Annotated in this window: 11 protein-coding genes; 5 read left to right on the top strand and 6 right to left on the bottom strand. The window is 37.4% G+C overall.

The features are described from left to right. Positions 1 to 128 precede the first annotated feature (128 nt). Positions 129 to 803 (top strand): N-acetylmuramoyl-L-alanine amidase, encoded by a 675-nt coding sequence (locus tag J4G36_RS10995; protein ID WP_210470041.1) that lies wholly within the window; start codon positions 129 to 131, stop codon positions 801 to 803. Positions 804 to 1319: 516 nt separating this feature from the next. On the opposite strand, the gene J4G36_RS10990 is transcribed toward J4G36_RS10995, so the two are convergent. From J4G36_RS10990 to J4G36_RS10965, 6 genes are all read right to left on the bottom strand, one after another. Then, positions 1320 to 2399, bottom strand: coding sequence for a C40 family peptidase (locus tag J4G36_RS10990; protein ID WP_210470040.1), 1080 nt, complete (start codon positions 2397 to 2399; stop codon positions 1320 to 1322). Positions 2400 to 2519: 120 nt separating this feature from the next. After that, on the bottom strand, positions 2520 to 3605 hold the full coding sequence (locus J4G36_RS10985; protein WP_210470039.1) for a CapA family protein: 1086 nt from the start codon (positions 3603 to 3605) through the stop codon (positions 2520 to 2522). 29 nt (positions 3606 to 3634) lie between these two features. Next, positions 3635 to 4792, bottom strand: a complete 1158-nt coding sequence (locus tag J4G36_RS10980) for a CDP-glycerol glycerophosphotransferase family protein (RefSeq protein WP_210470038.1) — start codon at positions 4790 to 4792, stop codon at positions 3635 to 3637. 338 nt (positions 4793 to 5130) lie between these two features. After that, complete coding sequence (locus J4G36_RS10975; protein WP_210470037.1) at positions 5131 to 7128, bottom strand: N-acetylmuramoyl-L-alanine amidase family protein; 1998 nt, start codon at positions 7126 to 7128, stop codon at positions 5131 to 5133. Between the two features lie 199 nt (positions 7129 to 7327). Further along, positions 7328 to 8509, bottom strand: coding sequence for an O-antigen ligase family protein (locus J4G36_RS10970; protein ID WP_210470036.1), 1182 nt, complete (start codon positions 8507 to 8509; stop codon positions 7328 to 7330). A 136-nt stretch (positions 8510 to 8645) separates the two neighbouring features. Further along, a complete protein-coding gene (locus tag J4G36_RS10965; RefSeq protein WP_210470035.1) occupies positions 8646 to 10772 on the bottom strand; it encodes a bifunctional glycosyltransferase/CDP-glycerol:glycerophosphate glycerophosphotransferase in 2127 nt (708 codons plus the stop codon). A 219-nt stretch (positions 10773 to 10991) separates the two neighbouring features. Between J4G36_RS10965 and J4G36_RS10960 the strand changes: the two genes are divergently transcribed. From J4G36_RS10960 to tagD, 4 genes are all read left to right on the top strand, one after another. Beyond that, the gene (locus J4G36_RS10960; RefSeq protein WP_210470034.1) at positions 10992 to 13928 is read left to right on the top strand and encodes a CDP-glycerol glycerophosphotransferase family protein; all 2937 of its coding nucleotides are present in this window, start codon (positions 10992 to 10994) and stop codon (positions 13926 to 13928) included. Positions 13929 to 14064: 136 nt separating this feature from the next. After that, the gene (locus J4G36_RS10955; protein ID WP_368668753.1) at positions 14065 to 15108 is read left to right on the top strand and encodes an acyltransferase family protein; all 1044 of its coding nucleotides are present in this window, start codon (positions 14065 to 14067) and stop codon (positions 15106 to 15108) included. A gap of 170 nt (positions 15109 to 15278) precedes the next feature. Continuing rightward, entirely contained in the window at positions 15279 to 17666 is a 2388-nt protein-coding gene (locus J4G36_RS10950) for an SH3 domain-containing protein (RefSeq protein ID WP_246880482.1), read from the top strand. A 202-nt stretch (positions 17667 to 17868) separates the two neighbouring features. Beyond that, positions 17869 to 18267 (top strand): glycerol-3-phosphate cytidylyltransferase, encoded by a 399-nt coding sequence (gene tagD / locus J4G36_RS10945; RefSeq protein WP_210470031.1) that lies wholly within the window; start codon positions 17869 to 17871, stop codon positions 18265 to 18267. The last annotated feature ends 160 nt before the right edge of the window (positions 18268 to 18427 follow it).

Raw genomic sequence — 18427 nt, 5'->3', positions numbered from 1 at the left:
AGACGAATCCACACTAAATCTTGTCTAGTTTCCAGACAACGTTGTATAGTTAAAGTTAATTGTGATATTCCTACCTAAGTTGCAAAAAGGTTCATTAAAACAGTTAATAGAAAGGACTCAGATAGTAAATGAAGAAAACCCTATATACTGTTTTAATCACACTGTTATTAATCATCATGGGCTGCTCTCATGAAATCGTACCAAGTAAAGAAGTAGAAATACTTGCTTATCCGATAACAGAAACGAGCCTACCAACGATTAATTACCTTCTTCCACTGAAAAATTCTGAAGAGAGAACCACACCAATCACAAAAGTAATGATTCATTTTACAAGTAATGCAGCTGAAAATCCTGTGGACCCTTATAACGCTAACGATGTTCGTGAAATCTTCATCGATTACGGCGTTTCAGCCCATTATATAATCGGAAGAGAAGGCGAAATCTATCTTCTGGTACCAGAGAATCGCATTGCCTATCACGCGGGGAAAGGTAATTTAAAGAACTTTCCACACTATGAAGATCAGCTAAATAAGTATTCAATTGGAATCGAAATGATGGCAATTGGAACAAAAGAAGAAATGAGTTCAATTTTACCTACCGAGGATTATGAATTAATTCCCGAGTCACATATTGGATTCACCGAAGCACAGTACGAAACTCTACATAATTTAATCACTGACATAGTTAAAAGATACCCAGCAGTAAAGAATGATAGAGAACATATAATTGGTCACGATGAATATGCACCCGACCGAAAATCCGATCCCGGCTCATTATTCGAGTGGGCAAAAATTGGATTTTGACTGGGGAAGGATTTGCACCTACAATTTACCGTGTAAATCCTTCCACGCCAGCATCGCACACCTCGAAACGACCAAACCCACCATCAAAGCGGCCAAAGTGGTTCCCTAAACGATCAACACCATCGTCTAAACGACTAAAGCCATATTTTTATACATGAATAGGTTCAAGAAAACAAAAAAATGCTTTTAATTGTTGAAGCCGGTACATACTATGCGCGCAAAACTTATCCACTTGTGCATACTTCCCAACGCCACTAAACAATAAAATTGCCGGCGAAAAGACCAAAACCCACTTCAAACGACTAATGAGTGTACCCAAACGACCAAAGCCTACTCCAAACGACTAATGAGTGTACCCAAACGACCAAAGCCTACTCCAAACGACTAATGAGTGTACTCAAACGACCAAAGCATACGCTGAAACGACCAAACCCACAACCCACCCCACAAATAAACCACAAAAAAAGGCCCACAAACGGAATCACCCGTCCATGAACCTCTATAACCTTCACTTAATCAATCAGCAACACTATAAAATCGCTTATAACTATCAAACTTATCTTTCCAATAGGCATCATTTACATTATTAATCGCAATACCTTTAGAACCCGCATGAATGAAGTTCCCGTTTCCTAAATAAACGCCCAAATGAGAAATACCCTTTTGGTATGTATTTTTAAAGAATACCAAATCACCCGGTTGTGGATTGTCGATATAAAACGATCTGCTGAAATAGCCAATCGAATTCGTACGCGTCATGGAAACGCCTGCTTTATTATAAACATAGTGAATGAACCCGCTGCAGTCGAACCCGCTAGGTGTCTGGCCGCCCCATACATAAGGAACACCGCGCAAAGATTGCGCTGTAGCTATAACGTTTGGATAAGCACTAATACCCGAAGCAGATGCAGGAGGTGTAGTCGGTTTAGGATTCGAAACCTTATCCGTACCGCCGTTCAACTTAAGTTTTTGACCGACATGAATGATATGTGACGTAATGCCGTTCGCTCTCATAATCTCGCTAATTGGCACACCAAAACGTGCACTAATATGCGAAAGCGTATCGCCGCGCACAACTGTATACGTCGTCGCCTTAGTAGAAGGGGCCGCCGGTTTAGCAGGCGCTGTCACATTAGGTTTTGTTTGTGCAGGCGGAGTCGTTCCAGCCTTTGCATTCTCAACCTTCAACACTTGTCCGATACTAAGGACATTGACATTTCTAATATTATTCAACGACGCCAACTTCGCAACGGTCGTTTTATGAGCTGAAGCAATCGCGCCAAGCGTATCGCCACGTTTAACCGTGTACGTACTGCTCGTCGTCGCAACAGGCGCTGAAGCAGCTGGTGCCTTCGGCGTAGTTATTGCCGTCGAACCCGCAGTCACAACAAGTTTTTGATTCGGGAAGATTATATCCCCATTTAAATTATTCCAAGCTTTTATATTATTAACAGAAACATTATGATTCAAGGCAATCTTCCATAGGGAGTCACCAGATTTTACTTTGTATGTATCTGTTGAAGCATCCGCGTCACCAACAGCAATCATCGTTGCAAGGGCAGTAGTTGCCATTACAGAAAAAACGGTTTTTTTCAATCATGTTCCCCCTCATAAATTTTCCGATATCTCTATCATTCTCTCATTCTACCTCAAAAGGAAAATTTAACAAGAACATTTTCATTACAATTATATTACAAATAGTGTGAGTTCGACAGCTTACTCCGCGAATAGGACAGCATTCATATGATCGATGACCCAATCATTCGATACAATCTTTTCCGCCTCGACACTCTTCAGCGGCACAACTCGAAACACACCCTTCGCATCTTTCACAACAGCCGTCGGAAAAAAGGAAGGTTCACTAATTGTAATTGGGGAAACCGCATTCGATGGATTCTTTTCCACAGTTAAACGCGCAATGCCGCCGATATCCGTATACTCAAACTTTTGCCCTGAAAAGAAATTCCCTAACGAATAAAAAACATGCGTCGAATTACCATTTTCGCCTTCCAACAAATCGAACTGCTGCAACACATGAGGATGATGGCCGAAAATAATATCTCCACCCGCATCCGCAATCACCTGTGCCAGGTCCTTCTGCGTTTGGTTGGGAGAAAGCTCGTACTCATTTCCCCAATGCATCGAAACAACCGCAACATCCACCAACTTTTTCATCGCTTTAACCTCACGTGAAATACGCTTCGGATCAATTCGCGCAACCAAATAATCTTTCCCCTCAGGCGTCGGAATCCCGTTCGTCCCATACGTATACGCTAAAAAACCAATCGTAATGTCATTTACGGTCATAATCCGCAGCTCGTCTTGATCCTCAAAGGACGTATACGCACCGACATAAGGCATGTCATAAGATTTAATGTTTTCAATCGCCGCCAACGTCCCTTTTTCCCCACGGTCCAACGTATGATTATTTGCAATCGAAACCATATCCACACCAACATCTTGCAACCCTTTAATGATATGCGCTGGACTATTAAAAGCCGGATACCCACTATAGTCGAAAATATCCCCCGCAGGCATCGACTCCTGATTGGCCAATAAAAAATCAATTGACTCCAGAGAATCCTTTACTTCCGCGAATGAATAGGCATAATCATCGTATGTGAATAGCGGATTATGCAATAATATGTCCCCGATCATGCCGATGGTCATTCGGGAGGGAGGGGTGTGGTAAGACACTTCGGTTGTCGCCTTTCCAGAAAAATCATCCGGTACAGAAACCACTTCTTTATCAGAACAGCCAACTAAAAACAAAAGAACTAAGAACAATATTATCCTTTTCATTTGATTGCCCCCCTTTAGATAGATATTTATTATTTCTTTAAATAATCAACCAGCTCACGCGCAGATCTTCCCGCAGAATAGCGATTCCATCGACTAGAAAACGCAGCAATCTCTTCTAGATCAAAATCATCCTGGCGAATTAATTCGATAATCTCATCCGTCGATTGCACAATGGGTCCCGGAACGACTTCGTCATAAGAAGACCAAAAGCCGCTTTCTTCCTCATAAGACTCCAAATCATACGGAAAAAAGATCTGTGGACGATTCAATAACGCAAACTCATACGGCATCGACGAATAATCAGAGAGTAAATAATCCGTCACCAACAACAAATGATTGACATTTCGATACGCCGAAACATCAAGTACACCAGCCAACCCAGTGTCCACAAAATTCATTTTAACAGCCGGATGCATGCGTATTAACAACAAATACTCAGGTCCTAGCTCGGCTGTCATTTTCTCAACCTCAAGTCCAATTTCCTGACCTTCCAACTCATCACGGCGAAACGTAGGTGCATATAAAATAACCTTCTTCGATGCAATCTCCGGATAGGCAGCATAGACCTCGCTAATCGCAGTAGACTTTGCCGCTTCATCAAAGAAAAAATCCGTCCGTGGAATCCCGGTCTTCAAAAATTGCTCATCTTTTATATTAAAAGCCTTTTTAAAAACAGGTATCATCGCATCAGATCCGACAACAACCTTGTCAAACCGCGCATACACTTTCTTGAATCGTTTCTGTGCAGAAACAGTCCGGTCATAAAAAGTCGGATCTTCCATTCCAAACCTTTTCACAGCCCCCGCAGCATGCCAAAGTTGAATACACTCAACACCAGTCTTAAAATTCATCACACTTAAAAATGCAAAATAATTATCAACAAAAACATGCCGAGCTGTCGCCAAATGATAAATACTCTTCACATACTGAATTATATTCAAGCTATCAAAAGAAATGATTCGTCGCGCATCTATATCCAACTGACCAAACGAATAATTACTTTTACGTGACCGCAAAATCACCACATCAGCCGATTGCTGACGAAGAACCTCACGCGCCACATAATCGACGTTATCCCCAAAACTAGAAACAAAAACGAACTTGTTCCGAATGGGGAAGAGCTTAGCAATCGCGAAGACTGATTTTGTTAGAAACAAATAGGTAGCGATTAGGAATTCTTTAAACAAATAGACACCTTCTTAAAATATTAATGAACGTATTTAGTATACCAGATGGGACTATCCAAATAGTCAAAAACCTCAACAACACCCATTCCAACCTTCATTTCGGTCCCTTTATTTAGGCACCATCTATAAGTACCTCTTTGTAGGTACCTGTGCAAGACACTACTCAGATAATACACTACAATTGCATAAAGTAGAAAGGGGGTATCGACTGTATAACACTTTGTCGATACCCCCTTGATTGTTTATCCAGCGCCGTGAATTGTCATAAATGAACCTTGCACAGGTACCGCTAAAAGGTACCGCTAAAAAGAGGCCCCTCTAAAAGGTACCTCTAAAAGTTACCTAAAATAATCCAATGCGCCAAGCATAATTCCCTCAGCAGCTAATTGCCTATATTTACTTTGTTTCAACTTTGCTGCATCACTTGGGTTATCGATAAATCCAACTTCTAAAAGAGCGCTCGGAACTTTCGTTTCTCGAATGACATGAAAATTACCTTCAGCAACTCTTCGATAGGACATATTCATTTTACTAACCACATTGTTTTGCAATGCGTGCGCAAGTCGCATGCTATTCGCTTTTTCGTACTTGCCATACCAGAAAGTTTCGACACCCTGTGTAGCGCCGTTAAACGAATTTCCATGAATGCTGATGAAAATATCGGCATTTGAACTGTTCGCTATTTCAGCTCTTCCTGCTAATGAAACAAATACGTCCGTTGTTCTAGTCATGACGACACTAAAGCCGGCACTTTCCAATAAGTTCTTTGTTCGAAGAGCGATATCCAAGTTCAGTTCCTTCTCAACAAGACCTAATGCTTGTGCACCGGGATCCGAACCGCCGTGACCAGGATCTAAGACTATCTTCTTCCCGGTAACATTAACGACATGACTCTTATGAATATATCCTGTACTAGGTTTTCCGTTCACGTAAACCGTCGCTTCATACCAACTATCGGTAAATGTGCGATAAATGAGCGCTCTACCAAACGAATAGCTTTTCAAGGTTGAAGCCGAAGTAGATGCCTTTGAATAAACCCGTGTCGGACTATTAACTGCAACTCCTCTAACGGTTACTTGGTTAGTCACAATATTTTCAACATCATTACGATTAATATACCCTTTTCGAGCCTTTCCGTTCACATAAACCGTCGCCTCGTACCAAGCGCTATTATATGGACGATAAAGAAGAATATGTCCTTGAGAATATGATTTCAAAACGGATGAGTTCGTTGATGTAGAACTATATACAGAAACAACTTTAGAAACAGCCAATCCTCTTATAGGAGCCTGAGTTACAGGTAATTCAGGACCGACATCATTCACATGAATATACCCAGTCCGCGCTTGACCGTTAATAATAACTGTCGCTTGATGCCACTGAGAAGAAAAAGTGCGATAAATTAGCTTAGCTCCGCGATTATAACTCTTAAGAACACCGTTGTTTTGCGTGGGACTTTGATAAACATGCACCGGTTGAACGGCCGCGTACCCGACAAGTCGCTTTTGCTCGATTAGGAGATCCACGTCATTCAGATGAATATACCCAGTTTGCGGTTTTCCACTTATGTAGACTGTAGCAATATACCAATCAGCAGTATGTGATTTAAATTTAAGGATGTGTCCTTGTTTATAAGCTTTCAAAACAGAAGACCCCGTTGACATCCCAGAGTAGATTTTTGTCGAACTTTTGAGAGCCACACCTTGTAAAGTAGGAGTGGAAGCTACCGCTAAGGAAGTCATGCGTTTTTCGACTTGTTGATCTTCTGCTTCAGGTATCGAAGGCATTGATGTATCAATTTCTTCTTCTAGATTTATCTCTTCTTCTTCAAGTAAGTTCTCTTCGTGCTGAATTTCAAGCTCGGTATTATCGGTCGAATCGGTTGAATCGCCTGGTTCATCGATAATTACGTTGTCTTCACTGTCAATTTCTTCAAGATCGGTTTCTTCATGATCCTCTAAAATAATCCCCTCATTATCCCTTTTTTGTAGAAACGCTTCTACATCATCGGGATTGACGATATGAACGTTTTGAACAAAACCAACTATCGAGGAATTGGCTTCATCATCAGGAATTTTAGGAATAAATAGAACCTGTGAGTACCCCTCTTGTGAATTAAGCAATTCAACAGAAGTGGAATCGGGAATATAAGCCAATACTTTCTCAGCACGCTCATCTTCGTAAAGTGCAATTTGTCCACCTTTTTCTGATGCATACAACAAGACTTCCGTAGGTTCTTCGACCAATTCATCTTCCGCGAAAGATACAGCAGGAAATAGTTGTATAAGTAAGGCAAAAATCATTATATAAATACTTGTTTTTAAATATCGATCCATTCATAATCCTCCATAAAAGTAATATTGCAATGTTAACGCTAGACAGAAAACTCTTAATGAAATAGTGGTTCTTTTCTCCTTTTTAAAGCTCCCTTCGAGTAATAGTCTATTATACTACAAGAATCTCACTTTTTGGGAGGGAAATTATAATCTTAGTAATTGAAGGATTTATTGATAATCAAACAAAAAAGCGACCCTATTAGAGTCGCTTTTCATTACTATTAAAATTCATCAGTAGCGTTTTATTGACAAACAAAGCAATTATGATCCAACACAACATAGAAATTAGTTCGAATTTATAAATGAGATGTCCTTCGAATATTTGTAAGAAAAGTATGCCGACAAAATAGGCGAATAAAATCTTATAACTATGATCAATCGTGTCTCTTTTAACTTTCATCGCAACATATGCAATTGCCAAAAGCAGTGCGGACATTAATAGCAAACCAATAATTCCAGATTGATAAAATAATTGTACGTAAAAGTTATGTAAATAACCGTTAAATTCGCCGTGTTGAGTGTTATTTCCAAGGCCCGTCCAAATGTTTCCGGAATTGGTAACGTCCTCAAGGGACTCTTTCCAAACCCGGTCTCTCCCTGAGAAAAACCTTTTCCCGGTATACTTTTCCGTTAATGCATTCAATTTCATCCCTATAGTTGTGCCTTTCGCTTTTAAATAAAACAATGTAAAGGCTTGGCTACCGACAATGAGTAGTGCGATGAACGGAAAAACGAATCTATGCGATTTCTTCACGACTAGGTAAATAAAGACTGAAACTAGAAATGCCAGCATCGCTGCACGCGAAGTGGCAACCATGAAAAGTGCATAGAGTAAAAACAAGGTATTATAAATGTTTATGATTCTAAGAATCCAATTCGATTCTCTAAAATTAATAATACAAAAAAACAACAATAAAAATGCGATAATACCGTTTGAATTCGCATTCGTTAAACTCATATGTGTGAGGATCCTAGGCAAGAATAGTAGATTTACATATAAGAACACAAAAATAATCGATGCTGGATAGAAAAGGACTTTATTTTTAAACGTGCCTATGAAAAGAAAAACTGCAAAAATAATGGCTAAATAAATCATATAAGCAGGCTTCAAAGGAACCCGCGCAGTAATGTTTGCAATATAATACATAAAGAAAAGTGCAGAAAGAGCAGCGATTAACAGTGAATTTTTCGTGATGATTATTTCTCGATTAAAAATTAAATAGTAGATTAAAATGGCCGTCAAAATAATGAGTGGTCCAATTAAAGCTTCTTTATCCATAAATCGAAACGGTGTAAATTGCATGCCCATAATGAAAAGACTAGAAAAAATAATGCCATTGAAAACAAGTTTAACTTTTAAATTTCGATTCCGCGTTTGCATCTTCATCCTCCGTTATCTCTGAATCTTGTAAATGTTATAAACAAGAATACACTAAAAAAGTCCATTGGTAAATGCTAGGAAAAGCATAGGTAAAAGAAAAAAAGTATGGAAGCAACCAACTTCCATACTTTGGTGATTATTTAAAAACGGCCTTTACGGTATTCTCAGAAGCCTTCCCATCATCCCACTTACAAAATCGTTCATAAAAAGCATCATATCTAGTCGCGTAATCTTTTTGGACATTTTGAATATCGGAGATTGCATGAATAACTTCTTCTGTATTACGAAGCAGAGGACCCGGGACTTCTGTTTCAATATCAAGATAAAATCCTCTAAGCTTATCCCGGTAATTTTCTAAATCGTAAGTATAAAAAAGAATTGGTCGTTTTAAATTCGCAAAATCAAAAAATACGGAAGAATAATCCGTTATCAAAACATCCGAAACTAAGTAAAGTTCGGCAATGTCATCATAACTTGAAAAGTCGTAAACAAAACCGCTATATTCCGATATGTCCAATTGATTGGCAATGAAATAGTGCATTCTGAGTAAGACGATATAGTCATCACCGAGTTCGGCCTGTAACTTATCGAGTTCAAGCTGAAGTGTAAATTTGTATTTACCGGCTGAATAGAACTCATCATCCCGCCAAGTAGGCGCATACAAAACAACCTTTTTATCTGTTGGAATTCGCATAGAAACTTTCAGTTCATTTATATTGTCTGGATTATTTTTTGTATATAAAATGTCATTTCGAGGATAACCAAACTCTAGCATTTCTTTATCGTATTTAAACGCACTGCGGAATATTGCAGATGAATATGCATTTGGTGAACTTAAGTAATCCCATCTTCTAGATTGTCTATAAAAATTCGATTTATATTTTGGGTCAGCGGAATACACGTCAACCATATCAAACACTAATTGTTTTAAGGGAGTCCCATGCCAAGTCTGTAAATACACATTGCCTTCTCTTTTATTTAAAGTGATCGGAAGCCGTGAATTACTCACCCAGTACTTAGCTCGAGCTAGGTAATAAAAATACTTTAAACTAAATCTTTTTACTTGAGACGCATTGCCAGGGATATTCTTCTTCTCATTAAATATCCAAACGTAGTTGTAGTCCATTTTATTTTCAATCATGTATTCGTAAATATACTTGGGGCTATCTGAATAAGATTTCCCTAAAAAGCTCTCAAAAACAACTGTTTTTTTCTTTAAAGGCATCTTCATAAAGAGGGAACGGTATAGTTGAATATAAAGTCGTCTACGCCCTTTTAAAGCTGTTTTAAGATTACGAAGTCGCTGATGTTTTAAGTTTACTTTTTTATAATGTATTAGGTTACCTGTTTGAATCGCTTTGATCTCTTTTTTTGTTCGAGATGGACTTTTCTGAACAAGATTGGAATTCAATCTCACCATTGCGTCACTTAAAACAGAGAAAACCTCATCTACATTTTGATTGTTTCTGAAGTAGGCGACAATTTGCCTACGATAAAAGTTGAATAATTGACGATCCAAAAACAAATTAACCTTTTCATCACTAGAGTAATTATCTTTTAAATGCATATACACATGAGTAAAGTCATTAATTCGCCCCGGCATGCCAGTTTGAAGGAGAGAGGGGTTCGAAATAGGATCGTTACGCCTTCTTTTAAAGTAGATGCTCTCTTTTGTATAGGGAACTTCCTGAACAATTGAGAATGCATGAACCAAAAATGATAAATCCGAATAATTCTCTACGTCTTCGGAAAACCTTATATTGTTATCTGCCAAAAAACGTTTGGTAAATAAACGGTTCAAAACGGAATTGTTTCGAATTAATCTGTATTTCCTGTTTGTATATATTTTAATATCCTGGTTGTCTTGGTCGTTGCTAATAGCAGCATGTTCTAGACTAACGTTTGCCCTCATCAGTCTTCCGGATATTAAATCAAAGTTATGAATGTTTTCAATCAGTATCTGTAAAGTGCTTGGAGCCAAATAGTCATCACTATCAAGAAAGTAAATATAATCCCCGGTAGCCATGTTAATGCCGAAATTCCGCACAGCACCTACACCATGTCTATCGGTGAAGTGGTGTGCTTTAATTCGATGATCATTTTTCATGTAATTCTCGATAATTTCTTTGCTATTATCTTCACTATTATCGTTCAGTAAAAGCAGTTCGAAGTTTTGATATGTTTGTTGAAGCACAGATTGAATACTATGAACCAAAAATTCCTCGGTGTTATAAATAGGCATTATTATTGAAATAGATTTCATGGTGATTCTCCTTGTACATAAATTATTGATACATGTAGAATGAAGAGTTGAATTTAGTATTGTAGGCGAAAAAACAATTTTTATGGTATTCTTCTATGAGTAAAATAAAAGTGGATTAAGTATATCATTAGTATTTAATAATTAAAAAACATGATCAGTGAATCAATTTAATGTAGAGTAATTGGTATTTCTGTGTTGGGGAATTATAGGAGGATGAACATGATAGGCAGACGCAGCATAGTACATATAGCAAAAAAAGTACTAAGAATCATGAACAACCAAGTTCGTCATTTGACAATCGGTGATATTAAAGTGTCTTCACTAGATTTTAATGGCAATTTGATGCAAGTAAGATTAACAGGTCGCGGAGTGAAAAATAACGATAGCAATTATAGATTTGTTGTGAAAGACATGTATAACTCGAATAAGACTTATAAATTTAACTGCACGCTCACTGAGGAGAATGTGTTAACTACTGAAGTAAATTTGACGGAAATAACTAGCTTATTGGAAAAAGAAATAGGCAAATGGAGTTTTTTCATAGCTATAAATAACTTTGAAATTCGTCTATCGACTGAAGCTAAAGCCCAGATTGACCTACAAAAACATTCTATCATAGAAAATAATCATGAACTAACAATTCAACCATACATCACTAAATACGGAAACATAAGTATAACATCGTTGAAAGTTGATGAATCTGGACATTTAAATGAAATGAATGACGTGTTAAACAGCTTTACTTCAAAAAAAATCACAAACCATGTGAAAAAGATTTCCAATAGTGACGAAGGTATACTAATTGAAGGTTCGGCTAAGGTTGAGAAGGAATTGCAAAAGTATGTTTCGTTAGTAGTAAAAAAACGTGCGTCAACCTTGCAATATGAATTCCCAATCAGATGGCTAAATGAAGATTCATGGCAATCAAAAGTGGATATTCATGTGCTTGAGTCGCTAAAAGGTATTTATGACTATTATTTACTGTTAGCCGATAAACGAACTTTTAGGGTGAAATTACATGAGAATGCAATGATTGATAAGGACCCATTGTTTCGTGAAACTGAAAAAGAGTCTAGACAACTAATTAGTTACCGAACGAAAAATGATTCATTATCGCTTCAATGTAAACTATCTAATATCTCTGTACAAAACTTGGTTGGAAAGGTTCAATCTGACATCGTTTCGCTCCAGGGAGTCATAAAAAAAGAAAATTTACCAAAACATAAAAAGCAGCAGAGTTATCTTTTAATATTAAGGCAAAGAAATACAGATGAATTATCGTCATTTCCCGTCACTTTGAATGAATCGGAAAATGGCTATGAACTTAGTTTTAAATTGGATTACAAAGACCTTTTACCAAGTGAAGAACTTGAAAATTCTCGTTGGGATATCTACTTGCAACTTAATATCCGCGGATCCGACCATTTATTTAGATTTCTGGTTAAAAAAGATCAGGAAACAGATTCACTTGCATATGATACACGTAAAAAAATTGAAGACGAAAACCTTTATCAATTGTTCTTTTATCGAACACTACATGGACATGTGTCGATTTCATTAAGTTCTTTGACGATAAATCGCGATTTAAGTTCATATCGAATTAGAAATAAAAAGTTATGTATAGGTGGATATGCATACCTTGAGGCGATAAGTTTCAATGAGAAAAATTCGATGAATCGCTTCCTAATTATTAGAAACAGAGAAAGTGATTCAGAGTTGAACATACCGTTAGAAAATATCATAGGCAAAAAGAAGTTGTCAGGCGGGGGATTCGACTATAAATACGCTGGGTTCTATGTAGAAATCCCACTCGAAAATATTTGCGGGCTCCAACAAAACAATAAAGATATTCTTGATTTGTATATTCAAATTCACTACAAGAATGAAGTAGTTGAACGGAAATTGGGATTACAAAAGTATAAATACTATAAAGATGACTATCGTCTGAAGTATTCATATCAACAAAATCACCAATACTATAAAAACTATTTAACGCTAACACCACGAGGAAATATAAAAATCGAAAGCTATACGTATACCAAAGAAATGATGCGATATATTAAGTACGGCGTTCATCTGGACAGATTCAAAAATCGGAATGAAGATGTGTGGATAATCGGAGAACGTCCAGATACCGCACAGGATACGGGTTATCATTTCTTTAAATATTGTCGGGAAAATCATCCGGAAAAAAAGGTTTACTATGCAATTGATGAAAACTCGGCAGACCTGAAAAATATTGAGGATTTAGGCAATGTGTTACTTCTAGGATCTATGGAACATTTAAAAACGGCCTTACTTGCCACGACTTTTATTGGCTCACATGATATAGAATATATATTGCCGGTGAAAAGCACTGTGATGGATAATTATCGGAAAGGGAAAAGGGTTTTCCTCCAACACGGTGTACTTGGACGAAAAAATGTTGAATACCATAAATATTACTATATTGACCCATTTCAAATGTTTTGCGTGAGTTCGGAATCAGAGAAAGAAATGGTAAAAGATGAAATGGGTTATGAGGACGACGAAGTTATGATCACAGGACTTTCACGTTTCGATGCATTACTTGAAAAGAATGATGCAGATAGATCCATTTTGTTAATCCCGACATGGAGAGAATGGTTGAATACGGAAGAAGACTTTATGGCATCGGAATATTTCGAGCGTTATAAAGGCTTGATTTCAAATGAAAGGCTTTTGAATTTGCTGAACAAGCATGATGTGAATTTGAATGTTTACCCACATTACCGTATGCAGCAATTTATCGAGCATTTCGAGGCGTTGGAAACAAACCGTGTGTCTATTATCGAGTTAGGTGAAAGAAACGTTCAAGATTTATTAATTGAAAACAAATTAATGATCACAGATTATTCGTCCGTCTCATTCGATTTCAATTACATGTCTAAGCCAATTATATTCTACCACTTCGACTCAGATACATTTTTCAAAAACGGTATTTTAAGACCGATTGAAGAAACATTTTTAGGTGATATTTGCAAAACAGAAGAAGCGATAATCAACGCCATCGAATATTATTTGGTCAATGAGTTTACGGAAAAACAAGAAATTACCGATAAAAAACACTTAGTATTCGACCAAATCGACGCCTCTAACAACGAAAGAATTTACAACGAGATCATAAGTTTGCGCTAATGGGGCAGCAACTCCAGCAGGATCATCGTCCGCAATGGAAAACAATGATTCGGATAAAAACGAGTGCTTGAATAATGGATTCTTCAAGTACTCGTTACTAATTATAAATATACCTCTTGCAGGGAGATACAAACTAGTGAATACACCAAAACAACATTTAAATGAAATAAATATAATACGAGCAATCGCATGTATTTTTGTCGTTGCCACACATGCTATTTCAAACTACTTAAAAAACGTCGAAGTGGATTTAACATCTGATCAATATATTGTGTTCATTCGATATGCGCTACTATGTTCGACACCGATTTTCATTTTAATCTCAGAGACTTTGATTTCCAGAAGCTATCCAACAAAGCTTCCAAAAGGGTTCTTCCGAAAAAGACTGCGATACATATTTATCCCTTATGTTCTCATAGGTGCAATCGTCAGTTACCGAGCATCGGCAAAAGACTGGACTTCGTTTTTAGAAGTCTTCACCCATAAAGTAGTATTTGGCCATTGGTACGGATTTTTCGTACTAGTTATATTCCAGTTTTACATATTACACTGGTTAATAGGAAAATACTTAGCCAGGGTAAAACCAATAATCCCTTTAATCTTGTCGTTTATTATCTCATTCATCCACATATATTCATATGTACATACGCCTGGATATAAGGAATTCATTGAAACGAACTTTCCATTTTGGTATCGAGTTCATATTTTCTCATGGCTGTTTTACTTTGTAGTCGCCTTTTACATCGGGCAATACTATGACCGGATATTCAGTTTCTTGAACAATAAAATCTGGATTCCTATCGCAGCTACTATATTCTCGTATTGTCTAATTCTTTATGATATTAAAGTGCGAGGCTACACAAGAATTTCCAGTGATCGGTACGATATGATGCTATTTGCAGTATGTGTCTTTTTCTTGTTAGTCGCGTTAATTCGAAAGTTTAATTACAATAGTAAAATGCTTGTTATGATTAGTCATTTTTCCTTTTTCATCTATTTGACCCATATGATTACCATCTCATACTTCGTCAGGCTTTCATTGACGTTTGGCGAAAACTTTTTCAGCTATGTCATCATAATGGTTTTCCTAACAATCTCAACCTCAATCGGCTGGGCATTTCTATTTTATCAAACAAAACTTACACAGTTCTTTACAGGTAGAATTAAGTATTTGGACTAAATGGAAGAATGGAAGCGGGGGTTTAGTCAAACTCCCGCTTTTATAATACGGAAAATCAACTTTTTTTGATGGAAATCTGCGAACTTCAACAAAAACCCTTTACATATTGAGTATTCCTTTCCATAATGAATCTAGTAAGAGATTCTAAGATGGAGGAGGCGTTTTACTTTTTGAGTAATGTTAAAAAAAGAATAATAGTATTCGTTAGTTTTTTTATGATTATCTTGTCATTGGTGTTATCTCCAATAGGAGGAAGCACAGCGCAAGCATCCCAAATCTTAAAAGGGGTGGCGTTGAAAAGTCCAACATACGTTTATGATGAAGCTAAACCAGGCTCAAATGTGTTGAAATCGTATAGCGAAGGATCCATTATGCTGTACAGAGCGCATAACGCGGATTGGTATACGACGTCTGTCACGGTGAAGGGGAAAAAACATAGCGGATTTATAAGTAAAGCAGACGTTGACACTTCGGTTGAGACTCAAACATTATTGCAGGGGATTGGTTTACAAGCTTCAACGGCGGTTTATGCAACTGCATCTACGGGCTCCAAGAAGTTGAAAACTTATTCAGTTGGATCCCTGCTACACTATAAAACTTTTACTAGTGAGTGGTATGAAACGTCTGTAATAATTAATGGGAAGCGAACTCCTGGATATATTCATAAATCCCATGTTGAAAACGGGGTAGAATCTGATGAGATTTTGAAGGGACTTGCTATCCTTAACCCGACAGCTGTTTACTCCAGAGCTTCTACCAATTCGGCTGCATTAAAATCCTATAGTGGCGGAACAATTCTACAGTATAGAAACTATACAACTGATTGGTACAAAGCGACCGTTTATGTTGGCGGAAAAGCAAGAACCGGTTTTATCCATAAAAGCCACGTTGATGCAACTGTAGATAATCAGATTAGCTTACGAGGAATCGGCATTCAAAATAAAACGTCTGTCTATTCCAGCCCGTCAACGGGTGCACCAGCACTTAAATCGTATGCGGAAGGTACAATTTTGCAATACAAAACACTATCAAGTAATTGGTATGAAGCAACCGTTGTTATAAGTGGTAAGCGTGTAAAAGGTTATATTCATACAAGCCATGTAGAGGGAATTTTTGATGAGAGTGAATCACTTGAAGGAATTGCAGTAGCATCGCCTACTAATATTTATTCGAGAGCATCTAAAAAATCGGGTGTACTACAGAGTTCTACTAAAGGGACTTATGTGCAATTTAGAACTTTTTCACCGAATTGGTACTCGACGACAGTTACTGTAAATGGTAAGTCAGTTACCGGATACATACATCAAAAAGATGTCAGTACAGACCGCGTGATCACCAAAACAACACAATATGATACTGACTTTAACAGAGCTGTTGATATTCAAATGGGCAGAGCGCCCCAAGTTTCCGGCAAAAGCGGTGGATGGGTAAATGCTTCAAGACCACAAGTTGAGTATTATATTAACGCGTCGAACTTTAATATTAATTCAGCAGACTATTATCAATTTCTAGTATTATCGCAACCAGCAGCGCTACATGCTGAAGAAGTAAACCTTAAGATTTTGAATAATCATGGAACACTTACAGGTAAGGCGCAAGCATTCATTAATGCTGGTACTAGCTATGATGTCAACGAGGCGTATCTGATTTCACACGCTTTATTAGAAACAGGAAACGGTAGCTCCGATCTGGCGCAAGGAGTTCCGGTTGATAGTAAAGGAAAGGTCGTTGCGCCGAAAGATGCGGTATTTATGGTTTACAATATGTACGGTATCGGTGCTGTTGATAGCTGTCCTTTAGACTGTGGTGCGAAAAAAGCATTCGATGAAGGATGGTTTACACCAGAAGAAGCGATTATTGGTGGCGCAAAATTTATCAATACGTATATTGCAAGAGGTCAAGATACTTTGTATAAGATGAGATGGAACCCAATTAATCCAGGGCATCCACAATATGCAACAGATGTCGCTTGGGCGCTAAAACAAACCTCTAACATTAAACGAATCTATGATTTATTGGATAGATATGTCCTGATTTATGATGTTCCACAGTATGTCAATCAACCGGCGAAATCAGGTGACCCTGATTATTATGACGGCGGCACACCAAATCCAGGAACGACGATTGATTATCCAAGTGAAGTTTACGGGTTGACAGAAACGCCAAATAATTTAAATTTACGTGAAGGACCGAGTACAGGTTCAAAAATTGTTGGCAGTATTCCAAATGCCTCCAAAATCGAAATGCTTGGAACGAACGGAATTTGGTACAAGGTTAAGTACGATGGGAAAACTGGTTGGGTTCACGGTAGCTATGTAACAATGTTGAATTTACTAGAAGTATCAACAGGTAGTTCGACATTAGCGATTCGTCCAGACCCGAACACATCAAATACACCTATTGCGCGAGTGAATAGCGGAACTTTATTAGCAGGATCTTTGGATAAAAACAATAAACTTCTACGAAGTAACGAATGGTATCAAATCTCTTACAATGGCAAAAAAGCTTGGGTAAGTGGCGGTAAAAACGGAACGGAGTTTATTAAAATTAATAACTAAAAGTCTATGACCATACACAATTGTCGTGTATGGTCATTTTTTGTCGAATGACTTGGAGATTCTTGCTATATGATTTTAGGTATAAATCATGTATAATAGAAATGTATGTTAATATAATAGGTGCCAATTTCATTTAAAAGTCTACTAATAACACAATATATATATATTTCGAAAATCATACAAACTAACGGAGGTTTAAAACGTGAGAAAAGTTATCACATACGGAACATTCGATTTACTTCACACTGGCCATATAAACATTCTCCGCCGCGCGAAAGAATACGGCGACTATTTAATTGTTGCAATTTCATCTGATGAATTCAATGCGCTAAAAGGTAAAAAAGCATACTATAGCTTTGAACAACGTAAGCTAATTCTTGAAGCAATCCGTTACGTCGATGAAGTAATTCCTGAAGATACATGGGAGCAAAAAGTACAAGACGTTAAAGATCATGACGTTGATGTCTTCGTAATGGGCGATGATTGGAAAGGGAAATTCGACTTCTTAGAGGAAAGTTGTGAAGTTATCTATCTCCCAAGAACTGTCGGTATTTCAACAACTAAAATTAAGCGAGATTTAACAAAAGTTAACAAAGGTTAAAAAGTGAAGAATTAAAGCCTACCCGTATCCTCGTTACTTTTTCGAAAGCAACGAAGATGCGGTTTGTTTTTGTTTTTTATACTTAAATTGTTTACTGCTTTAAATGAAACATGATAAATTCTCTGTTATAATTAGCTTTGCGCTTTAGACGTTCGGAATT

The organism is Sporosarcina sp. 6E9 (assembly GCF_017921835.1).
Classification (GTDB): Bacteria; Bacillota; Bacilli; order Bacillales_A; family Planococcaceae; genus Sporosarcina.
Note: the sequence above shows the minus strand (reverse complement) of the source record. Positions and strands in the feature narration are given on the sequence as shown.

Bases quoted from the DNA above. Each gene is read 5' to 3' on its own strand.
- J4G36_RS10995 (WP_210470041.1), top strand. From the start codon at position 129: ATGAAGAAAACCCTATATACTGTTTTAATCACACTGTTATTAATCATC.
- J4G36_RS10985 (WP_210470039.1), bottom strand. From the start codon at position 3,605: ATGAAAAGGATAATATTGTTCTTAGTTCTTTTGTTTTTAGTTGGCTGT.
- J4G36_RS10975 (WP_210470037.1), bottom strand. From the start codon at position 7,128: ATGGATCGATATTTAAAAACAAGTATTTATATAATGATTTTTGCCTTA.
- J4G36_RS10970 (WP_210470036.1), bottom strand. From the start codon at position 8,509: ATGCAAACGCGGAATCGAAATTTAAAAGTTAAACTTGTTTTCAATGGC.
- J4G36_RS10965 (WP_210470035.1), bottom strand. From the start codon at position 10,772: ATGAAATCTATTTCAATAATAATGCCTATTTATAACACCGAGGAATTT.
- J4G36_RS10960 (WP_210470034.1), top strand. From the start codon at position 10,992: ATGATAGGCAGACGCAGCATAGTACATATAGCAAAAAAAGTACTAAGA.